Source organism: Falsihalocynthiibacter arcticus, from assembly GCF_000812665.2.
Classification (GTDB): Bacteria; Pseudomonadota; Alphaproteobacteria; order Rhodobacterales; family Rhodobacteraceae; genus Falsihalocynthiibacter; species Falsihalocynthiibacter arcticus.
Genome location: NZ_CP014327.1, coordinates 2627041 through 2647905, shown reverse-complemented (window position 1 = coordinate 2647905; position 20865 = coordinate 2627041). Strand labels below are relative to the sequence as shown.

The following is a 20865-nucleotide window of genomic DNA, read 5'->3' as shown; positions in this document are numbered from 1 at the left end:
TTTGGCAGAAGCGCACTCTCCGGAATCCAAAACGCCGCTTAGGCGTGATAGCGCACGAATGCGAAACGTTGGCTATCGGGTGCCCAACACGGCACATTTATCGTGCCTTGCCCGCCATATAGCTCCAAGAGCACTTGCGGTCTGCCGCCCTCTGCGGACACAAGGCGCAGCTCAACTCGGCGCTCAGATGGATGCCCTTGCGTCCCGCTTTCATAGGCCAAGTAGAGCACATATTTTCCGTCTGGCGAGGGATGGGGAAACCAATTCACCCGATCATCTGCCACCATGCATTCCAAATCACGTCCATCGGGACGCACGCGCCATAAAGAAACACTGGCATCGCGTTCGCCATTGAACCAAATCCACGCGCCGTCAGCCGAATAATCTGGACCGTCACAGTGATCAAAACCAAAGGTGACTTGCCGTTCTTCTCCGCCGTGAACCGGACAGGTGTAGATTTCGAAGGTATCGCCACGCTTCGCGGTATAGGCCAAAGTTGCGCCATCAGGTGACCACCCGTGCCAATAGGAGGGAGCCAAAGGCGTTATGCGCGTCGGCGTGCCCCCCTTTGTCGGCAACGTGTAAATCACACTACGCCCCTCCTCGGTTGAATCGCTCATGACCAATGTGGTCCCATCCGGCGAGACCCCGTGGTCGTTGTTGATCTGCGTTGCAAACCCCGTTTCGATGGTTGCCAGAGCCGGTGCGCTTAGGTCAACGCGATACAGCCGCCCTTCCCCATTTACGATGAGGGCCGCGTTATCCGGCGTCCAATTTGGAGCCTCAAGATGTTGATCCAAAAGCAAAATAACCTCCTCGGACCCCGTGGCCAGGTTATAAATCACAATCTCACTTTTCAAAATATTCTCCTGCAAAACGGCCCGTTAAACTCGGCGAGAAGTTGGACCGTATTGCTGCATCAGCGCGGTGCATTCTTCGTCTGAACGCCGCTGAACTTTTGTGCGCTTATACGGATTTGTATCTGGCTCGGGTAGCGAGCGATTAATGATCAAAATATGTTCCTGCAGTATCGCGTGTGCCGCGTCGAATTTGCCCTTAACGATAAGGTCGCGCATTTGAATGTGCTCGGCAAAAGAGCGTTGCCAAAAGTTCCCTTCCCCCGATTGCAAACGAGCACGCAAGGCCTCCAGAGCAGTCGCGGTCAAATCATAGGCTTTTTCAAGGTAGCGATTGCCCGCAAGCTGCAACAATACCCGATGATAGGCGCTGTCGGCTTTGCTATAGAGCGCCCATTCCCCCGACGCGATCGCCTGTTCCATTTGGTAAATTGCCGCAGAAAGCCCCTGTACAACCGCTTCGGGATCACGCGCAAGGGCATCGTTCAATGCCTTGTTTTCCAACATGGCGCGAAAGTGGCTCATTTCCTCGACGTCCTGCTTGGAGGGCGCAAACACATAGGTTCCCGCTTGCGGCACAACCGTCACAAGACCCATGTCGCGCAAATCCATAAAGGCCGCCCGCACTGGGGCTTTGCTCATCCCAAGCGCCCGCGCGATTTGCTCCTCGGACAGCCGCTCGCCGAACTCTAGTTTGCCAGAGACAATTGCCTCGCGAATCCGCTCACATGCATCTTGGGTCAACGACACAGCACTCTCCTCATAGGTCATTCCTAGTTACAGCATGGACGGCTAAGCGCGCTACCCACTAATTTTACTCCTTTACCAAGCATGAAAAAAACAGGATTGACAAGTTATTAAAATTCTAGATTTCTAGAATAACAAATAGTGATATCCACACCCAAGAGGACTCACATGCCCCGCTTTCGTCTCCTGACACCCGACGCACAATATCCAGACGACGCTCTGATCGAACGGGCGACAGCCGGAAATAATATCGATTGGGATATATTCCGCGAACGCGAAATTCACCGTCTTCCGCAAACGGTTCTGAACTCCTGTGATGCGATGGTGGTTTGGCACGAGATGCCCGTTACCCGTTCGATGATCGCTCAATTGGAGCGTTGCAAAATCATTGTACGGGCCGGGGTAGGCTTTGATCATATCGATTTGGATGCTGCCGCAGAAGCGGGCAACCGTAGCCTCCGCCATCGGGGTTGCCGGCGTCATTGCATCAACGATTTTACGGCGCGAATTTTCATTCCGTATGCTCTTAGATTCCGCGCTACACACACTGGCCACAGTCGGAATGATTATGTGGATTGGCATCGGCGCGAGCGCCTTGGTTGGCGTTTATAACCTCATGGGAGGTATCCGCTTTATCTCCACCCTCATCACAGGAGTGTCAGACTCCCCCACCGTCATTATCCTGTTTATGATGCTCATTCTCTTCATCCTTGGCATGTTCCTTGATTGGGTCGGGATCGCGCTTTTGACCATGCCGATTTTCGTGCCGATCATCAAAGACCTCGGATATGATCCTGTCTGGTTTGGCGTATTATTCGCGATGAATATGCAGGTGTCATTCCTCACACCGCCCTTTGGTCCGGCCGCGTTCTACCTCAAAAGCGTGGCACCACCGGACATCTCACTGGGTGAGATTTTCAGATCACTTGTACCATTTATTTGCCTCCAAGTGATCGCGGTTGGCTTGCTGATTATCTTTCCAGCGCTCGCCATCCATTAACTGCAAACGCCGTTACATCTCGAACAATTGGAATTGACTATGGCACGCAGTTTAGACGGCGATTACGACTATATTATCGTGGGGGGCGGCACGGCGGGATGCGTGCTGGCAAACCGCCTCTCGGCCAATCCCCGCACAAGGGTCTTGTTCCTTGAGGCAGGTGGGCGGGATACCTACCCATGGATTCACATTCCAGTCGGATACCTCCGCTGTATTGGGAATCCGCGCACCGATTGGATGATGTCGACCACCCCGGAAAAAGGGCTAAACGGACGTGCTTTGGGTTATCCGCGCGGCAAGGTCTTAGGCGGATGCAGCTCAATCAACGGTATGATTTACATGCGCGGCCAAGCTGCGGATTATGACGGCTGGGCGCAAATGGGCAATACGGGTTGGGGTTGGAGCGACGTCCTCCCCTATTTTGTCCGCTCCCAAGATCGCCCAGATGCAGACGGAATAACCCACGGCCAAGGCGGCGAATGGAAGGTCGCGCGCCAGCGTTTGAAGTGGGACATTCTTGATGATTTCCAAAATGCCGCCACGCAAATGGGCATCCCGTCGACCACCGATTTCAACGAGGGCAACCACAAACGTAACGTTCAATCAGGTTGGAAACAACACGACGGCGACAGGTTCCCCCGCTGTGTTTTCAAATGCTGGCACAGTTGTGATTACGCAAACCACTTTAAGTCAATAGTGTCAAATATGCGCAGATTTTCTGCAGTTGTATTGGCCAGTATGTTCCTAAGTGCGCCTGCAAGTGGCGATATTGCCATCGCTGAACTTTCTGTCGTCCCTCAAGAGTCCAAAGTTGTCATAACGGGCCGTGTACTTGGCTTGTCCGATGGTGTTGTCGAGGCGGAAATGATCGTTTCCAAGGAAGACGCATCGGGCACCGCGAACCTGCGACAGTCTGGTGAATTTCAGATCCGCGCTGGCAGCATCGACACCATTGGCTCAAGCGGCATTAACCTAAATGGCAACACCACATTGAAAGTGGTCCTTATTGTAAAATCCGAAGGTTTGGAGATCGCGCGCGCGACTTCAGATATAGAACCAGTAAAAAATTAAATTGGGTAAGAAAATGAAATCGAAATTATGTCTATTTGGGCTTATCAATTCACTTGTTCTTTGTTTTTCGATACAGGCAACAGCACAATCTAAAGATATGTTTTTAGAGGCTTTTTCTGGTCAATGGTTGATTTTTGACTCGTCGTTTTCAACGAGCCCCGCTCCATGCTCCTTTGAGCTTACGAATGTGATTGAACTGCGTGGCGTGGTTGAAGAATCTCAATTGCGCCCCTCCGGTACCTCCGAAAATTGTGTGGCCCCTTTTGACAGCGTCAAAGCATGGGATATCGAAGACAACCAACTTGCCCTCTATGCTGAGAATGACGCTTTGATTGCCCGCCTCGGAGGCAACCAAAATCGAGTAACTGGTGACGTCGGGGACACATTTCGCAGCGTTATTTTAGAGCGAGCGAATGGCGCCCCAGAGAACGCCAAGTTCAGCCAAGCCCTTCGAGAACACCGGTGTATTTACAAAGGCTACACGGCTGAATGCGCAACAAAAGAGGAATTGGCCCTGCCCATTTTCACAGAGGGCGGCGGCGTTATTTCCTCGGTTGAATTGCTTGTGAACCTAAACGTCCGCGAACAACCACGAGGAAATTCGCTCTCGGTAGGGACGTTGCCAAAAGGCACCTGCTTAAAGGTCAACTATTGCACAACAGCCTCTGACGGAATTTGGTGCCGCGCGCGTTTCGGCGAGGCTGCAGGCTGGATCAAGAAAACGATGTTGCGAAAAGATGAATGGCCAATTGCAACTTACTTAAACGCCTGCTGATATTATTTCGATTGAAGAGACCCAATCGTCAAGCACCTCGAAATTGGGTGTCGAATTAATCGGCTGTTGTTTGCCGCTGTCAGTCCCATTCGAACCCGTCTCTGCAAGACCCCAGAAGCTTTTGTCACGACGCATCGTGATATTGCCCGGAGAAAATCGCGTCTGGCGAGTTTCTCCGGTTGCGCCAATCAAGTAACTAGGGGACCGGCATTAAAGTAGGAGTGAGACGAAACCACCCTGCCCCTAACAATTTTTTTGTCTGTAATGCCATCCAATATGACTTGGCCGTTAGCGTTGTTCCAAGGCGCGGTTTCTCGCGCTTATTATGTGTTCCCGCATTGCTTGGCTGGCCTTGGCAGCGTCGCGCACCTTGAAAGCCTCAATGATTTTGATGTGTTCAAGCATTGTCGGAACGATCACCGCGAGGTTTAATTGGGTCTGTTCTTGCTTAATCAATCGGATTTTAATCATATTTACGCGATAAGCATCGTTGATTATCCGATTGCCAAGCGCATCAACAATCGTCGCGTGGAAGCCCCAATCAATGGATTGCGCCCGCGCAACGAGTTCGGGTTGAATGCCTCCTGCCGCCGCGGCTTCCTCACATTCCTGAACAATTGCAACATGTACTTCATGGAGACGCGCGACATCGGCATTCGACGCATTTTGAGTGAATAGGGATGCGGATTCTACCTCGATGAAAAGCCTAAACTCGAACGCGTCGCGGATCAGGTTGAGATCGACGTGCGCTATCTGCATCCCGCGTTTGGGAACAGTCTTGATCAATCCTTCCGATTCAAGCCTCGGGACCAATTCGCGAATGGCACCAAGACCAAGCCCCGTCAACTCGACCAACTCTCGTTGTGATACGAATTGACCCGGCCGAAGGGAGCGCGCCAAAAGATGCTCTGTGAAACTGCCATAGGCTTGCTCGCGCAAACTGTTGGTTTTACCTTCGTCGGGCTTTGGGATCGGTTTCGAAGTTTTCATTTGGCACCTCCAGTAAGAACGATTAAGTGACTTTTGACGCCCTTGCGTCCTAACTTCAGATTAACATGTCACACGGATCATCCGTCGGAAAGCCAATTTTCCCCTCAAGTGACCTTCGGCGTCCCCATTCGAAACCAGCGTTTTAAAATGACGCACGCGGGAGGCCCAATCATCGTCCGCAAAAGGAGGCGCCCCCACCCATCAAGGTTTTTCCACAAGCACTTTAGTTCATGTGGCCGCACGTCTAGCGAAAACCTGATTAGCATGGAGAGCGTTTAAGGTAAGTGGCGCGTCATCCCTTTGCCATGGCCGCCTCATACCCTTGGATGAGTGCCTTCTGGGCCGCTTCGGACAATTGCGACAGGGGCGGTCGGACGCGGATGAATTCCGGATCATTGGAGACATGCGCCGTCAGAACCTTGACCGAAGGCGTTACAGGGCCCGCAACCACCATATCAACGATTCCTGACAAAAGCCGCGCATCAGCCCCCTCGTGGATAATACTGCGCAATAATCCGGGAAGGAAATTTGAAACCCCGCAAATCGAGCCTTCTGCGCCATTTGCCATCGCTTTTGGCAATTGGCGTTCGTCGCCCACCAAGATGGATATATCGCCATGTGCCGCAAGGTATTTTTTGGTGGTGTCCCAATCGCCGGAACTATCCTTAATGCCTGTGATCACACCAGGATATGCGGCGCGCAATCTAGAAACCAACTCAACGGAAATCGGCACCGCTGTTTGGCTTGGGATGTGATAAAGGATTACGTTTTTGAGGGCATCGCCGATCCGATCAAAAACAGCGCTGTACCACGCAAAAAGCCCATCGTCCCCCATGTTCTTCATGAAAAACGGCGGCGCCATCAACAACCGCGACGCACCGCCTGCATAGGCAGAAAGCGCTTGTTCGGCTGCGGTCGCGATATCGCAGGTCAGAATGCCCACGCCAATCGGTGTATCTTTGGATAGAGCGCCTGAAACCGCTTCTAAAATATCCCGCCGCTCGTGCGAACTAAGGCCAAACCCCTCGCCCGTCGTACCGAAGAGAGTAACGCTGTCACACCCGCCGGAGATGACGAATTTTGCGTGACTGACCACACGGGTCAAATCAGGATCGCCCGTTGGCCCGAATGGCGTTACCAATGCTGCCGAAAGGCCAAAGATCCTAGTTTTTTTCATGCGTTTCTCTCCTGTTTTCGACTAACATGTTAATTTGCTTTATTTGCGGATGTCAACGTGCATTCGCCGCCGAGCTAAAACCTCGAAATGAAATAGGAGGCTCGTTGAAGAAACGCGCACCATACGTCCCCATCTCTCAGTGAATAGTTACGGGCATAAGGCTTACCTCCTGCCCTACGGTTTCCATCCAGTGCAAAAAGTTAAACGCCGTGTAACATGTTACCTTGACACCGAACGGATGAGTTGCCACAGTTTGGGTGAAATCGCGTTACGACCGGAGGGGAGCAAGGGAGTAGTCGCAACAAGACACCCGAAAGGTTTGCGTTGCGCGATTGAATTAAGTGTTTGGAGGAAAACACTTTTTAGCATTAAAACTGAAACCAAGCTAAGTTTAACGACGTCAGTTTAGACCCCTTGGCCAAATTCCCAACCCGACGGGCTGGGGATCGAATCGCGGACATGCGCCGCGTCACTAATTTTGGAGGAGACCAAAAATGATGAACTTTACCCGCCGCGCAGTTATTGCGATTACAATGGCCGCAATTGCTGGCCCCACTTTTGCTGCCGACACAATAACTTTGCGGATGTCCTCGCCTGCGTCTGATACCGATCAGAGGTCGGTTGCCCTTGCCGAAGTTTTTGCGCCTGCGATCGCAGAGTTCGCAACTTACGAGCCGCACTACAACGCGTCCTTGATTGCGCAGGGTTCAGAGTTGGAAGCGATTGCCTCTGGCGATCTAGAAATGTCGATTGCATCGGCACAAGAGTTGGCGCAATTCTTCCCTGAGTTTTCGATTTTTGCCACCGGGTATGTCCATCAAGACGCCGAGCACCAAGTGCGCGTGTTCAACGATCCACTGATGGATCCGTTCAAAGCTAAAGTTGAAGAAGAGTTGGGCGTGAAATTGCTGGCCGTCATGTATCTTGGACGTCGGCACGTGAACCTAAGACAGACAAAAGACGAGTTGACGGTTATGACGCCTGCCGATCTTGCGGGTATCAATCTGCGGATGCCAGGCACGGATGCATGGCAGTTCCTTGGCAAAGCTCTGGGTGCAAACCCCACTCCAATGTCCTTCACCGAAGTTTATACCGCCCTGCAAACAGGCTCGGTTGATGGTCAAGACAACCCCCTTCCTACCGTGGTTGATGCCAAGTTTTATGAGGTAACAAACCAGATTGTTCTAACATCTCACTTGGTCGATTTGAACTACATCGCGCTTTCTAAGGCGACATGGGACGCATTAACGCCAGAGCAGCAAGTCACTGTGCAAGCCGCCGCGGATGCCGCAGCGTTGAGTGGTCGCGAGAACCAATTGCAAAAAGAAATTGATCTTGTGTCTTTCCTCGAAGAAAAAGGCCTAGAAATCTATGAGCCTGATCTTGCAGCCTTCCGCACCCATGTTCAGCAGCAATATGTTGGGTCTGAATTCGCGGCATCTTGGCCAGAAGGCGTGCTTGAACAGATCAACGCACTCGGAAACTAGGCTTAGGCTTTTCCAAACAAGAGAGAGGCGTGCAATGCGCCTCTCTTACGGCCCTTAAATACACCCAAAACAGGAATAGGCACCCGATGTGTCTGAACGCACTCCGATGACTAAAATCCTGTCTAAATTCACACGTTTTGCAGAAGCTGTTGCCGCAATCATGATGGCGACCATGTTTCTAACGTTCATTTTACAGATCGCTGTGCGGTATTCGGCGCGGCTGGCCTGGTTGCCTGATATTCATCCGATCTTTGAGCCGTCCAACTTTGGCTGGACGCTCGAATTCTGCCTCCTGCTGTGGGTGTGGCTTGTCTTCTGGGGCAATGCATTTGTAGTTCGTCCGCGCGATCACGTCGTTTTTGATATCCTCCTAAACTACGTGCGCCCCTCTTTGCGGCGAAAATTCATCATCATCACCAGCTGTGCAATCTGTGTGGGGTTGTTCCTCGCGATTGAGCCGACATGGGCAAAATTCTACATTCTTAGGCTCAAGAAAACGGCCACTCTCAGTAGCCTTTTGGGCGATTGGGTCCGTATGCGCGATCTCTATTCGATTTACATAATCTTCCTTGTTGTTGTCTCCCTCCGTTATGGCTGGGCTGCATATCGCGCCATCAGGTTTGGCGTTGAAGAGCCGGAAAATTCCAACACGGAGCAAAAAGACGCATGACGTTTGAATTCTTTCTGTGCATCACAACGCTGATGGTTTTGGCAGGCATCGGCGCACCGATTGCCTATGCCATTCTCCTCGCAGTTTTCGTTTACCTTTTCGCGAGCGGTGCTGGCGTTGGGATTGCGGGCAAGGTGCTTATGGATGGGCTTTATCAAAGTTTTATCTTACTGGCGGTCCCCCTCTTCATTGTCGCGGCCAACATCATGAATGCAGGCACCATCAGCGACCGGTTGTTGAGCTTCTGTGTGGCACTTGTTGGGCGTTTTCGCGGTGGTTTGGGGCATGTTAATGTCGTTGCCTCCCTGATCTTTTCGGGAATGTCCGGATCCGCCATCGCAGATGCGGCGGGGATCGGCAAAATCATCATCGAAATGATGACCAAAAGCGGCCATTATACGCGTGGCTACGCAGCAGCAATCACCGCCGCATCTGCCACGATTGGGCCTATCATTCCACCGTCAATCCCGATGGTCCTCTATGCGCTCGTCTCAAACACATCCATTGGCTACCTATTTCTAGGTGGCATTGTGCCCGGATTGTTCATGGGCGGCGTATTGATGGCGATGAATTGGTGGCTTTCCAAACGACGCGGATTTGCCTTGGAGGAACCCGTCCCTTTTCGTGAATTGCCACGCCGCACGGCGAATGCGTTCCCCGCGTTATTGATGCCCGCCATCCTGCTTTATGGAATATATGGCGGTGTCACGACCCCAACAGAAGCCGCAGCCGTTGCCGCGTTTTATGCGCTGTTGCTGGCCGCTCTGTTCTATCGGGCGCTAAGCTTCAGGGCGCTCTATCACATCCTCGTCGAAAGCGCGCGCTCGTCTGCGGCCGTGGGGCTGGTGATCGGCGGCGCGCTTATTCTCAACTATGTCGTTGCCTCGGAAAATATCCCGAGCGTCCTCGCCCAACATCTGGTTGGCCTCGATGTCGACCCCCTCGTGTTCCTGCTAAGCGTCAACCTTTTGTTGCTCCTGCTGGGCTGTTTGCTCGACGCCACCACAATCATCTTGGTGATTATCCCGCTGTTCATTCCGACCTGCCGCGAGTTGGGGATTGATCTCGTGCATTTTGGCGTGGTCGCAGTGGTAAACTGCATGATCGGTTTAATCACCCCGCCCTACGGCATCCTGCTTTTTGTCATAACCGCCGTCACTCAAATCCCCCTTTCGGAAATCATCAGCGAGGTTTGGCCGTTTTTGGGCGTGCTTCTGCTGGCTTTACTCTGCATGGTTTTGTGGCCGGGCTTGGTCCTAACCCTGCCCCGCATGATGGGCTATGCTGGTTGAAAGGAGGCGTAATTGCGGTGAGTAAATGGATACCAAATATCGAAAAGAAAGCGACCGAGGGAGCGGTGCTTCTGGGCTTGCTCGGGCATGGGATTTCATCCTCCCGCACGCCTCGCATGCACATAAACGAGGGGCAAGCGCAGGGTATAGATATTGACTACCGTTTGTTGGATTTTGCGGGTCGCACCGACGAACCACCCCTGAATGAGGTCCTCGACAAAATCCAAGCGGCCGGTTTTAACGGGATAAACGTCACCTTCCCTTACAAACAAAGCGTGCTTCCTCATCTGGATGTTTTGTCCGAAAGTGTGCGGGCAATTGGCGCTACCAACACCATCGTTTTTCGCGATGGTGAACGGCACGGACACAACACGGACTCGTGGGGGTTTGGCGAAAGTTTTCGTCGCGGCATGGCCAACACAATTCGCGACAAAGTCCTCCTCATTGGTGCAGGCGGCGCAGGGAGCGCGGTGGCGAACGCATTGGTCATGGAAAACATCGGGCAACTTCTTATTTGCGACACGAATATCGATGCAGCAGAGCGGCTGGCACACGCACTCAACCACAGTTTCGGAGCAGATCGAGCCTGCGCAGTAACTGACCTGCCAGATGCCGCGCATCATGCGAACGGGATTGTGAACTCAACGCCCATCGGGATGGAAAAACTCCCCGGACTGCCGTTGCCGACAGAATGCATTCAAGCGCATCACTGGGTCGCGGATGTTGTTTATTTTCCGTTGGAAACCGAACTGCTCGCGGCGGCCCGCGCCAAAGGATGTCGTGTTCTTTCTGGTGCGGGGATGGCGCTTTTTCAGGCGGTTCGGGCGTTTGAGCTTTTCACCAATCTGCCAGCAAACCCGACGCGCATGCAGGCCACTTTCGACCATTGGCCGAGTGGCCTTAACGATGGCGGTAGGTAAATTCGAAATCGCCTTTTCATCCCTACCTCAGGCGTAAAGTATACCCTCGGAATTCCCTAACAAAAGTGGAGACCTGGGATCAAAAAACAGCCTAAATACATAGCCCTAATTCCCAACCCGCCCTAAATATAATCACGCCCATGCAGATTGGATGGTTTGGCATTGACAGGGGGTAATTTACTCCTAAAGAATACTTTTCAAACGCAGCTGAAAGCCTTTTTTTCATGACAACAAACAACCCAGACGACGCAACCTCCTTGGCGCAATTAATCGCGTCTGGTGCGGCATCACCAAGTGAACTTTTGGACGACGCTCTCGCGCGGGTAAAGGCTGTAAATCCGGCGCTGAATGCTGTGGTGCTCCTGCAAGAAGACGTCGCTCGACGTTCAATTCGCGATGGGCTTCCTGACGGCCCTTTCAAAGGCGTGCCGTTTCTAATCAAAGACTTGGGCGCAGAGTCGGTTGATTTTCCGTCCCACAACGGGTCAATCCCGCTGAGCGATACGCGTTATACGTATGACTCCGAAATCTATCGGCGTATGCGCGCCACTGGGGTCGTGACCTTTGGGCGAACCACGTCGCCAGAAGGAGGCATTGGCCCCGTCACCGAAGCCGCCGTTTATGATGGCCCAACGCGAAACCCCTGGGATGTTTCGCGCACCTCGGGAGGATCTTCGGGTGGTGCTGGGGCGGCGGTTGCTGCGGGCATCGTCCCCTTGGCGCATGGGTCTGACGGGGGAGGCTCAGTGCGTATTCCGGCCTCAAGTTCTGGATTATTTGGCTTCAAGGCAACCCGCGCTCGGTTTCCCGATGGACCTGCTGCTGGTGAAGGCTGGGCAGGCATGGCAATCGATGGGTTTTTGTCACGTTCCGTGCGCGACAACGCCACGATGATGGATGCCTGTGCTGGCCCTGACGCGGGGGCGCCCTATGCTGCGCCCGCGATGGAGATAAGCTATTCCGCAGCAATCGCCCGTCCACCGCGCCGCCTGCGTATTGGTATCTGTGACACAACATTTACAGGCGCAGCAATCCATCCCGACTGCAAGGCAGCGGTGGCGGCTGCGGCCAAACTTTTGGAATCGCTTGGACATACCGTGGTGCCTGCGTGCCCAAAGGCCGACCATAACGGGATGATGCGGGCTTGGACCAAAATTGTGGCCTGTGGAACAGCCCTTTCGGCACGGGGCTTGCGGGAACGTCAGAAAGACTTGCAAGGGGTCTCCAAAAGCGCCATCCGCTACGCGCAAGACATCAGCGGCGCTGATTATCTGAAGGCCGTGGGGGATATCCACAGCTATGGCCGACAGATGGCCGCCGCATTTGCAGATTACGACATCCTGTTGTCGGCGACCCTTGCCGAGCCCCCCGCAAAGGTCGGACGGTTCACTCATGAGCGCGACGATTATGAGGCCTATCGCATCGGCGAAGGGGGGGTGTTTTCCTATTCGCCGTTTTGCGCCGCGTTCAACGCCAGCGGACAACCGGCGGCATCTGTCCCTTTGCATTGGAACGATGAGGGTTTGCCAATCGGCATCCACCTTGCGGCCCCCTTTGGCGAGGATGCCACATTGATCGCGCTCTGTGCGGAATGCGAGCAGGCGCAACCTTGGGCCCTGCGCAAACCACCCGTATGGTGCGGAAAACCTTGACTAAATTTAGAACACGTCGCACATTTACCCTAGGGGGATTGTATCTTGAATGAAGAATTTGCCGTCGTCGCACGGAATGTTGGGAAAATATACGGCTCTGGTTCTGCGGCGGTAACAGCCCTTGGCGACGTGTCAATCAGTATCGAAAAGGGCGAGTTTTTCACGCTACTTGGTCCCTCTGGTTGCGGGAAAACGACGTTATTGCGCTGCATCGCAGGGTTTGAGACGCCGACGTCTGGCGCCATCCTGCTTTCGGGTCGCGACATCACCTTCACCCCGCCAAATGCGCGCCCCGTGAATACCGTGTTTCAATCCTACGCCCTGTTTCCGCATCTTTCTGTCGCGGACAACGTGGGTTTCGGACTCAAAATGTTGGGCAAGTCGCGCGATGAGGTGGCCAAGGCTACCGCACGGGTATTGGCCTTGGTCAAGCTTGAAGCCTTCGCCGACCGGATGCCCCAACAATTATCGGGCGGCCAGCAACAGCGCGTTGCTTTGGCGCGCGCGCTTGCTCCTGAACCGGAGGTGCTCTTGCTCGACGAGCCGCTCTCGGCCCTTGACCTAAAGCTACGCAAAGAAATGCAAAGCGAGTTAAAACGCCTTCAAACAGAGACTGGGATCACCTTCGTATTTGTGACCCACGATCAGGAGGAAGCGCTTACGATGTCGAACCGGATCGCGGTCATGTCGGCGGGACAGCTTTTGCAGGTCGGCACACCGCATGATATCTACAACCGTCCCGTAAACCGCTTTGTCGCGGACTTCATCGGCGAGACGAATTTCCTCCCCGGCAATGTTGAGGCCGGTGGTGTTCGGATTGGATCGGGGGAAATCCTTGCTGTGCCGCTGACGGGGCAAACTGGCGCGGTGACCCTCGCGATCCGGCCTGAGCAAATCGGGATTGGGGACGCCGCTACGGGCATTCCCGCCAAGGTTGTCGACGCGACCTATCTAGGAACCGACACCCATTACACATTGGCGTTGAGCGATGAGGGTCGCCTTGTGGCGCGGGTGCAAAGCAACGCGGGTGCACCCCTAAAAATCGGCAATGCCGTAGGGGTCAATATCGACGCCGAAACGGTGCAGGTTTTAGAAGCATGAGCGCCCTTGGCAAAGGGCGTAGTAAGGGGAGCAATGGCTGGCTTTTGTCTATGCCAGCGCTGTTGTTACTGCTCGTCGCAGCAAGTGGGCCATTGCTGATTGTCGTGACCTATTCGTTTCTGGAAAAGGGCGACTACTCTGGTGTGCGCTGGATTTTCTCAGGGGATGCTTGGTTTCGGGTGCTGTTTCAAAAGGACATCTTTGACGGCACAGTAAGCCTAGCCGATGCTAACCTTTCCATCATCTGGCGTTCGGTAAAACTCTCGCTGTCGACGACCGTGATCGCCTTTGTGCTCGGCCTGCCGACTGCGTGGTTTATCGCGACGCGTCCGCCGAAATACCGCGCATTTTGGCTGTTTCTGATCACAATCCCCTTCTGGACAAACCTGTTGATCCGCACCTTCGCGATCATGGAAGTAATCCGCAACCAGGGTCTTTTGAACACATTCCTCATCCACTACGGGCTGATTTCAGAGCCGATCCAGATTTTGTATACCGACACCGCCGTACTAATCGGGATGGCCTATGTCTATCTTCCGTTGATGGTGTTGCCGCTGTTTGCAGCGATCGACCGGTTTGATTTTCGACTGATTGAAGCGGGTTACGATCTCTATGCTTCGCGTCTGCAAATTCTTCGACGGGTGATCTTGCCGATTATTCGCCCCGGCATCGTGGCGGGGTGCATCCTTGTTTTCATCCCAAGCCTCGGTGCTTATGTAACGCCGCGCGTTTTGGGTGGCGGCAAAAATATGATGATCGGGAACTTTATTGAGCTGCAATTCGGACAAGGCCAAAACTGGCCACTCGGAGCTGCGCTTTCGACGGTTCTGTTGGTTGTCGTTCTCGGCTCGCTGTTAATCTATACACGCGTTTCATCGCGGGAGGACCCGCATGGGTAAGCATAAATCTTTTGACGTGACCAAGCTGCCCGGCTTTACCTTCTTGGCGCTGCTGTCTTTTGTGTTGCTCTATGCGCCGATTGTCACGCTGGTTTTCTATTCGTTCAATGGCGGCAATTCCGTCAATCAATGGGGCGGGTTTTCGTTTAAATGGTACGCGATCGCGGCCCAGAATGAAGCGGTGCAAGGGGCCGCGATGCGCTCTTTTGTGATCGCAATCTGGGCGTCCGTAATTGCGACAACCGTGGCGACGATGGCGGCTCTTGGCACTACGCGACGGGGGAAATTCAAGGGCCAAACCTTCATCTATATCGTCATCAACCAACCTTTGATGGTGCCCGAGATTGTCACGGCTGTTGCGCTTCTGATCTTCTTCTCATCGATCAAAATCGCTACGGGTTATACGGGCCTCGGCTATCTTATCATCGCGCATTCGGCCTTCTGTGTGCCTTTTGCCTACTTGCCGATCAAGGCGCGACTTGAGGGGATGGACACTGCAATGGAAACCGCCGCTGCCGATCTTTATGCCTCACCGTGGCAGACGTTTCGCTATGTGACCCTCCCGCTTTTGATGCCCGGAGTGGTCGCGGGGGCGATGCTCGCTTTTATCATCTCCCTTGACGACGTGATCATCACCGAATTTGTCAAATCAGCGGGACAGGATACGCTCCCCACCTATATGCTGGGCCAATTGCGCCGTGCGCTGACACCTGAAGTCAACGCGATCTCGACCGCTTTGCTGGCGGTCAGTGTGCTCGTTCTAACTCTCTTTTTTCTCGCCACTCGGAAGCGGGGCTAGACCCTGGCTTCCCATTTTAAGGAGTATCACATGAAATCTTTTCTTATCGCCACCACGGCTTTACTCGGCGGCACGCTTGCCGCGCAAGCCGAAGGCCAGTTGAACCTTTTCAACTGGGGAAACTATACCAGCCCCGAAATGATCGAGAAATTCACGGCTGAAACAGGGATCACTGTCACGGTCACAGACTATGACAGCAACACAACCGCCCTTGCCAAGGTTGAAGCGGGCGGCTCTGGTTTTGACCTTGTGGTTCCTTCGGCCAACTATGTTCCGATCTTTGTTGAAAAGGGCCTTTTGGCCGAGCTCGACCATTCGCGCCTTTCCAACATCGGCAACGTTGCGCCTGAATGGGTAAATGTCCCTTGGGACGAGGGGCGGACCCACACCGTTCCATGGCTTTGGGGCACCACCGCTGTTGCCGTGAATACGGCCGATTATAGTGGTGATATTAACACCTCTGACATCTTCCTTGACCCGCCTGCCGAACTGATTGGCAAGGTCAACGTGGTTCCCGAAATGAGCGACGTTATGGCACTTGCGATCTTTAACGTTGGCGGCGAAGCTTGCACCGAAGATCTCGACGTGCTGCGTAAGGTTCGTGACAAATTGATGGCGGCAAAACCGTCATGGTTGTCGATGGATTATGGCACCACAGACAAGCTTTCGTCGGGTGATTACGCCGCTTCCGTGAACTGGAACGGGTCCACAATGCGCGCGCGCCTGAACAACCCGACAGTCGCCTATGGATACCCCGTCGAAGGCTACCCCCTTTGGATGGATTCGGTTGGATTGCTGGCGGATGCGAAAAACGTCGACGAGGCCTATAAGTTCCTCGATTTCGTCATGATCCCTGAAAACGCCGCGATGATCTCGTCCTTTGCCCGTTATGCCAACGGGATCGCAGGGTCTGCGCCGTTCATGCCCGAAGAGATGAAAACCGCACCAGAAATCGTTGTGCCCGCAGAGTTTGTCTCCGCAGGGAAATTCCTGCCAACCTGCCCACAAAGCGCGACTGAACTTTATACCGCTATTTGGACCGAACTGGTCAAATAAACAAATGGGGCGGGGCCTGTTTTGGGCCCCGCCCCCCTAGACGCAAAAGCGATTTCAAGCGTCGGCAAATCCTTCGAGCACGTTGACTGTATTCACACCGACCATCTCAACCGCATACCCCCCCTCCATACAAAACACTGTCGGCAGTTTCATCCGCCCAATGCGGCGGCCCGCATCGGTGAAATCATCGCTCTCCAGTTGAAAGAAGCTGATTGGGTCATCCTTATAGGCATCCACGCCCAGCGACACGACAAGTACTTCCGCGCCCCATGCGCTGATCTTGGCAATCGCGTCATCAAGCGCCGCAGACCATTGGCTATAGCCTGTCCCAGATAGCATCGGGTAGTTGAAATTATATCCCTCGCCCTCGCCGCGCCCCTTTTCATCGGCATAGCCGATAAAATAGGGATAGGTCTGTTGTGGCGCGCCATGTAGCGAGGCGAATAACACGTCTGCGCGTTCGTAAAAAATGTCTTGCGTGCCATTGCCGTGGTGAAAATCAATATCGAGTACGGCAACCCGCTCCGCACCTGAATCGCGAAACATTTGCGCCGTTACGGCTGCATTGTTGATGAAACAGAAACCGCCATATTGGTCGGCCGTTGCATGGTGCCCAGGTGGGCGGCAAAGCGCAAACGCGGCATTTGCCCCCGCAGCAACATGACGTTGCGCGGCCTGTGCGGAGGCCACAGACGACAAGGCCGCTTTCCACGTTCCCTGCGTAATCGCGGTTTCCGAGGCATGGCAATAATATCCAACTTTTCCGTCAATATTTTCGGGAATGCGATCCATATGCATGCCCCGCGCAGGGACGTTCGCGGCAATAATCTCGCCTCCCATTCCAGCCGCTTTCCACTCATCCCAAGCCGTTTCCAAGAAGGTCAAATAACCCGGATCGAGTAAAGCGGTAATCGGCGCCATATCGACCGCTTCAGGTGCAACCACATCTAAAAACTGCCGTTTTCTCAAACGGTTAAGGATGTATTCAAGCCGCGACGGTCGCTCAAACGGCGTGACAAACTGCCCACCCGACAGTTCCGCTTGCGGAAAATGGAGCCTGTGATCTTCACTATAAAATACGCGCATATGAGGTACAGCCCTTCCAAGCCGATTCAGCCAACGTCGTATTCTAGCAGGCGTAGATGTATTGAAAATCCTTCATTTCGCAAGATCAATAACTTGTTCCTCCCCCAAAGCAATTTTAATCACCAGCGGTTCTATGTGACCGTCGACAATCAACATATAACCTTTGGGCGCGAGCGGAACTTGGAACCGTCGGTGGTGAAGCCAACAATATCAATGCGGGTTGCGATCCCTTGTGCCGCCAACGCCCTGAGTACCTCTTCGATGTAGCCGTCACCGGTCTTCTCACCGCCCGTCGAAACGCCGCAAGTACCTCAGAGATCGGCGTATGGGCAGATCAATTGCGCATGCCGGCTTCCAGTGGCGCAAGATAAAGCGGTATCGCCATTCGTGTCGAACAGATCAGGATGCGCGCGCCCATTCACGCCGATCAAGGCCGACTGCCTTCTCGATAGCCCTCGGTTGCAATGGGGATTACCTTCGGTTCGAGCGCGTTCGGTTGCTTATAGGCGCTGGTTTGCGAAATCTCGCCCCCTTCGCCAAGGATTGGTAGGCATCGTGTTCTTATTGTTGTTTGACCAATGGTTCGGCGGAACCAAACGCGATACTCGTGCAGAGACAGTTTTGCCAAAGAGCCCACGGCCCACCCCGTTTCAGAAGCCGTGAGCGTCACCATAGAAGGGACAGAACTGTCGTACCCGTCGATTGAGAACGTAAAGGGCAATGCGCAAAAACACAGGTCTGCGCCTAGGAGAACGCGGCCTTGAAGCCCCTCAATTTCCACACCAGATTAGTCGCAAAAAAAAGCAGAAGCACCCAAAATATTTGGGGGCGAACCTTCGGTTTTAATTGCCTTGGGTTGGAGTCTATAAGCTCTCGCAACTGTCGCCTGATTTTAGCGGGTCATTGTCACCGTACGCCAGCTTTTCACAGGCATGCCTCTGGCCACCGCCGACGTGTGAAAGATGCCGTACATCTGATCCACGCCAACCACCATCAGGCGTAACGTCATTTCCATCACCACGCCGTCCATTGATACTGTCGTGTGGCCGATCAGGCGGGCCAGTTTCTCGACGCCGCAGCCCATCAGCGTTTCAACATCCGACGAGGTCAGCATGGGCGCCGGAGCCCCGTCGTCGGCTGCGTGTTTCTCAAAACTCCACGCTGGCTCATCTGCCCAGAGGAACGGTATAGGAGCTTGCGCTTCGGGATGTGTACCAACCAGTTGCCCTGAAGGCAGCATTTCGATCTGCATCGTGTCGGTGTCGCCGCTCGCGGGGAAAGGCATCGTCATAGGACCCGCCACATAGAACCCCGCGTGGTGCTGAATTTTCCACGTTCCGACAAACAGCGCATCGACCTTCGCCCAAGCCTCTGGAGTGCCATAACCGCAAGCCACATCAGGCGCGGCCAAAACAGGCGCCCCCCATGAAGATGCCAAAAAAAATAGAGCCGGAAAGATGCGAAATACCTTCATTTTCAAATCCAGTGCAAAAGTCAAAAAAGGGGGCAATGTGTTCTAAATAGCATGAACATGTGGCTTTCCTATCCAAATAACTAGCCCCCGCAAGAACATAGCTTAGCAAATTTTCATAACTGGTAAGAAGTTACGACCACGACCAGAGTTTTTCCTGTTCGCCGTACGTCTTAAAATTCCGAATATTGAAGTGATGCCTCTGCCGCCAGTAGTGATTTCGCAACGGAAATCTAAGGAATGGAATCGACTAAGCTTAAGCTATCAGAAATTAGCACCTTGCCGCGGGCGAGAATGTCATTTGGCAAAGCTAACCCGTCGCCAACACATTCATTGGCCCAAAGATTTTGACGATCTGTACCACCGTAAAACATCGAAATTTGATCAGACTGCGGTGGGCTTTCGCGGGGGTTCAATAGTAATTCTGACGTCACTGGTCGCTTTGGGAACAGTCAGTTCGATCACATTTTTCTTCATCCAACCCGCCGCGCCGTCCAGTTCCCCGTCAATAAAATTAGTTGAGGGCCTGTCAGAGTTTTCTTATGTGACCGCTTTTTTCATAACGCTCCATATAAGATCCAGCTGTATCATCATCAAGCGACGCTGTGGCGCCAAAGTCCCGTTTCAGAACCGCCCGTTTGTGTCGTGAGCGCCTGATTTCTCTCCACCGCTAAACGTATTGTAAAGCCGCAAAGTTGAGCAAGCTTGCAATACTATGCAATCTCGCGCAAATTACCTTTTGGATAACCATTAGCGTGAAAAGCCCTAATTTACAGCCCGCTTTTCCGGGAGTTTTTAGACATCATGATCAAACACATTCTTTTAGCATCCGTTATCAGCCTGACGACGCCCCAGATTGCGGCGGCGCAGGATCAGCCGGTCAAAAAGACTTTTGCCCAGCAGATGGAGGAATCCGTTCAGCAACAGCTTGCGGACGAGGAAGCCCAACGACTTGCCCTTGAGGCCGCAAAACCAACAGCAGAAAGTATTGCTGCCGATTGCGAAGCCCAAGGCGACCTCGCTGTGCGGGGCTTAATCATGAGCCAAGATGGCTTGCCCGTGGAAGAGGCCAAAACGGCGATCTTGGCATCGCCCGAAGGTATCGGCGCGTTGGAGCCACTGGGCGCCAGTTATTTAATTGAGATGGTTTATACTTATCTTGCCAAAAGCACGCCCGAAGCAGTGAAGGCCAGAATCGTGGAGCAATGTTTGATTAGGTAAGGGCTGTAGGCGCGATCCTTACCTTCCGCGACATATTTCCAAACCCAGTGTTTTTCTCACGCACACTTTGAAAGGCCACATATGAAGCCCCACTTTTTCCTTGCCTCCGCAATCTGCGCGATACTTTTGACGGGAACGATCGCGCCTGCGGACGAGCTGATGTTGCCGTTGATACCCGAAAACCAGTTGCGCACCATTTTTGAGTTCGCCCCTGACGACGGTTTAAAAATGGCCGCGTGCGATGGAAGCCGCACGTTCACATGCACCTACATCTGGGGCGCGCCCGACGAAGATGACGCTCTGCGTATTGAATTGGGGGCAAAGCCTGATGGCAAAAGGCTTTATGTGATCGCAGCCCGCGCCGCGAGAGCCTCTGATTTTGATCGTGTGCTCGCAGTTTACAAAGACGCAGTTCCGGTTGCGGATTTGGGTGTCCAAGCCGTTTGGTCAGAAAAACGCGGGCAGTTGTCGATTCTCACTGCCGACAACAAGGTCATTCACGTCAATACCGACATGACCCAAAGCGATGATCAGAAAGCCGCCGCAATCACCATAGCCAATCTGGTGCTTGCGACTCCGTGAATTGAAATCAAA

The 20865-nt window shown here is 53.4% G+C and carries 19 protein-coding genes and 3 pseudogenes; 16 read left to right on the top strand and 6 right to left on the bottom strand.

The window, feature by feature from the left end; genetic code table 11:
• Positions 1–38 precede the first annotated feature (38 nt).
• Complete coding sequence (locus tag RC74_RS13110) at positions 39–860, bottom strand: TolB family protein (RefSeq protein WP_039003849.1); 822 nt, start codon at positions 858–860, stop codon at positions 39–41.
• Positions 861–884: 24 nt separating this feature from the next.
• Positions 885–1607: a GntR family transcriptional regulator gene (locus tag RC74_RS13105; protein ID WP_039003850.1), complete on the bottom strand. Its 723-nt coding sequence runs from the start codon at positions 1605–1607 to the stop codon at positions 885–887.
• A 165-nt stretch (positions 1608–1772) separates the two neighbouring features.
• Here RC74_RS13105 and RC74_RS23560 point away from each other — a divergent pair.
• The 5 genes and pseudogenes from RC74_RS23560 to RC74_RS13090 form a co-directional block, all read left to right on the top strand.
• A pseudogene (locus RC74_RS23560) lies at positions 1773–1991 on the top strand (hypothetical protein); the annotation flags it as partial.
• A gap of 61 nt (positions 1992–2052) precedes the next feature.
• Positions 2053–2604: pseudogene (locus tag RC74_RS13100) on the top strand (TRAP transporter large permease subunit); the annotation flags it as partial.
• Between the two features lie 39 nt (positions 2605–2643).
• Positions 2644–3240: pseudogene (locus RC74_RS23050) on the top strand (GMC family oxidoreductase); the annotation flags it as partial.
• Between the two features lie 69 nt (positions 3241–3309).
• Complete coding sequence (csgH, locus tag RC74_RS23440) at positions 3310–3675, top strand: curli-like amyloid fiber formation chaperone CsgH (protein ID WP_335339594.1); 366 nt, start codon at positions 3310–3312, stop codon at positions 3673–3675.
• A 187-nt stretch (positions 3676–3862) separates the two neighbouring features.
• Positions 3863–4450 (top strand): SH3 domain-containing protein, encoded by a 588-nt coding sequence (locus RC74_RS13090; RefSeq protein ID WP_156477472.1) that lies wholly within the window; start codon positions 3863–3865, stop codon positions 4448–4450.
• Positions 4451–4738: 288 nt separating this feature from the next.
• On the opposite strand, the gene RC74_RS13085 is transcribed toward RC74_RS13090, so the two are convergent.
• Both RC74_RS13085 and RC74_RS13080 read right to left on the bottom strand, forming a co-directional pair.
• The gene (locus RC74_RS13085) at positions 4739–5440 is read right to left on the bottom strand and encodes a GntR family transcriptional regulator (protein WP_052275056.1); all 702 of its coding nucleotides are present in this window, start codon (positions 5438–5440) and stop codon (positions 4739–4741) included.
• 292 nt (positions 5441–5732) lie between these two features.
• On the bottom strand, positions 5733–6617 hold the full coding sequence (locus RC74_RS13080; RefSeq protein ID WP_039003852.1) for a dihydrodipicolinate synthase family protein: 885 nt from the start codon (positions 6615–6617) through the stop codon (positions 5733–5735).
• Between the two features lie 494 nt (positions 6618–7111).
• On the opposite strand from RC74_RS13080, the gene dctP reads away from it, so the two are divergent.
• The 9 genes from dctP (at position 7112) to RC74_RS13035 (ending at position 16493) form a co-directional block, all read left to right on the top strand.
• Positions 7112–8104 carry a TRAP transporter substrate-binding protein DctP gene (gene dctP, locus RC74_RS13075; RefSeq protein WP_417935159.1) on the top strand — a complete coding sequence of 331 codons (993 nt, stop codon included), beginning with the start codon at positions 7112–7114 and terminating at the stop codon, positions 8102–8104.
• 88 nt (positions 8105–8192) lie between these two features.
• Positions 8193–8774 (top strand): TRAP transporter small permease, encoded by a 582-nt coding sequence (locus tag RC74_RS13070; protein ID WP_236939924.1) that lies wholly within the window; start codon positions 8193–8195, stop codon positions 8772–8774.
• A complete protein-coding gene (locus RC74_RS13065; RefSeq protein ID WP_039003854.1) occupies positions 8771–10066 on the top strand; it encodes a TRAP transporter large permease in 1296 nt (431 codons plus the stop codon). The genes RC74_RS13070 and RC74_RS13065 overlap by 4 nt, the downstream gene beginning before the upstream one ends.
• A 17-nt stretch (positions 10067–10083) precedes the next feature.
• The gene (locus tag RC74_RS13060) at positions 10084–10986 is read left to right on the top strand and encodes a shikimate dehydrogenase (protein WP_236939923.1); all 903 of its coding nucleotides are present in this window, start codon (positions 10084–10086) and stop codon (positions 10984–10986) included.
• Positions 10987–11210: 224 nt separating this feature from the next.
• Positions 11211–12638: an amidase gene (locus tag RC74_RS13055; protein ID WP_039003855.1), complete on the top strand. Its 1428-nt coding sequence runs from the start codon at positions 11211–11213 to the stop codon at positions 12636–12638.
• A gap of 45 nt (positions 12639–12683) precedes the next feature.
• Positions 12684–13739, top strand: a complete 1056-nt coding sequence (locus RC74_RS13050) for an ABC transporter ATP-binding protein (RefSeq protein ID WP_039003857.1) — start codon at positions 12684–12686, stop codon at positions 13737–13739.
• A complete protein-coding gene (locus RC74_RS13045) occupies positions 13736–14638 on the top strand; it encodes an ABC transporter permease (RefSeq protein ID WP_039003858.1) in 903 nt (300 codons plus the stop codon). Before RC74_RS13050 ends, RC74_RS13045 begins: the two co-directional genes overlap by 4 nt.
• Positions 14631–15437, top strand: coding sequence for an ABC transporter permease (locus RC74_RS13040; RefSeq protein ID WP_039003859.1), 807 nt, complete (start codon positions 14631–14633; stop codon positions 15435–15437). Before RC74_RS13045 ends, RC74_RS13040 begins: the two co-directional genes overlap by 8 nt.
• Positions 15438–15467: 30 nt before the next feature.
• Positions 15468–16493, top strand: coding sequence for an extracellular solute-binding protein (locus RC74_RS13035; protein ID WP_039003860.1), 1026 nt, complete (start codon positions 15468–15470; stop codon positions 16491–16493).
• Between the two features lie 54 nt (positions 16494–16547).
• On the opposite strand, the gene RC74_RS13030 is transcribed toward RC74_RS13035, so the two are convergent.
• Both RC74_RS13030 and RC74_RS13020 read right to left on the bottom strand, forming a co-directional pair.
• On the bottom strand, positions 16548–17579 hold the full coding sequence (locus tag RC74_RS13030) for a histone deacetylase family protein (RefSeq protein ID WP_039003861.1): 1032 nt from the start codon (positions 17577–17579) through the stop codon (positions 16548–16550).
• 892 nt (positions 17580–18471) lie between these two features.
• Positions 18472–19053 carry a hypothetical protein gene (locus RC74_RS13020; RefSeq protein ID WP_156477471.1) on the bottom strand — a complete coding sequence of 194 codons (582 nt, stop codon included), beginning with the start codon at positions 19051–19053 and terminating at the stop codon, positions 18472–18474.
• Positions 19054–19854: 801 nt separating this feature from the next.
• Here RC74_RS13020 and RC74_RS13015 point away from each other — a divergent pair.
• Together RC74_RS13015 and RC74_RS13010 are read left to right on the top strand one after the other, a co-directional pair.
• Positions 19855–20271, top strand: a complete 417-nt coding sequence (locus RC74_RS13015) for an efflux transporter outer membrane subunit (protein WP_039003864.1) — start codon at positions 19855–19857, stop codon at positions 20269–20271.
• A gap of 81 nt (positions 20272–20352) precedes the next feature.
• Positions 20353–20853 carry a hypothetical protein gene (locus RC74_RS13010; RefSeq protein ID WP_039003865.1) on the top strand — a complete coding sequence of 167 codons (501 nt, stop codon included), beginning with the start codon at positions 20353–20355 and terminating at the stop codon, positions 20851–20853.
• The last annotated feature ends 12 nt before the right edge of the window (positions 20854–20865 follow it).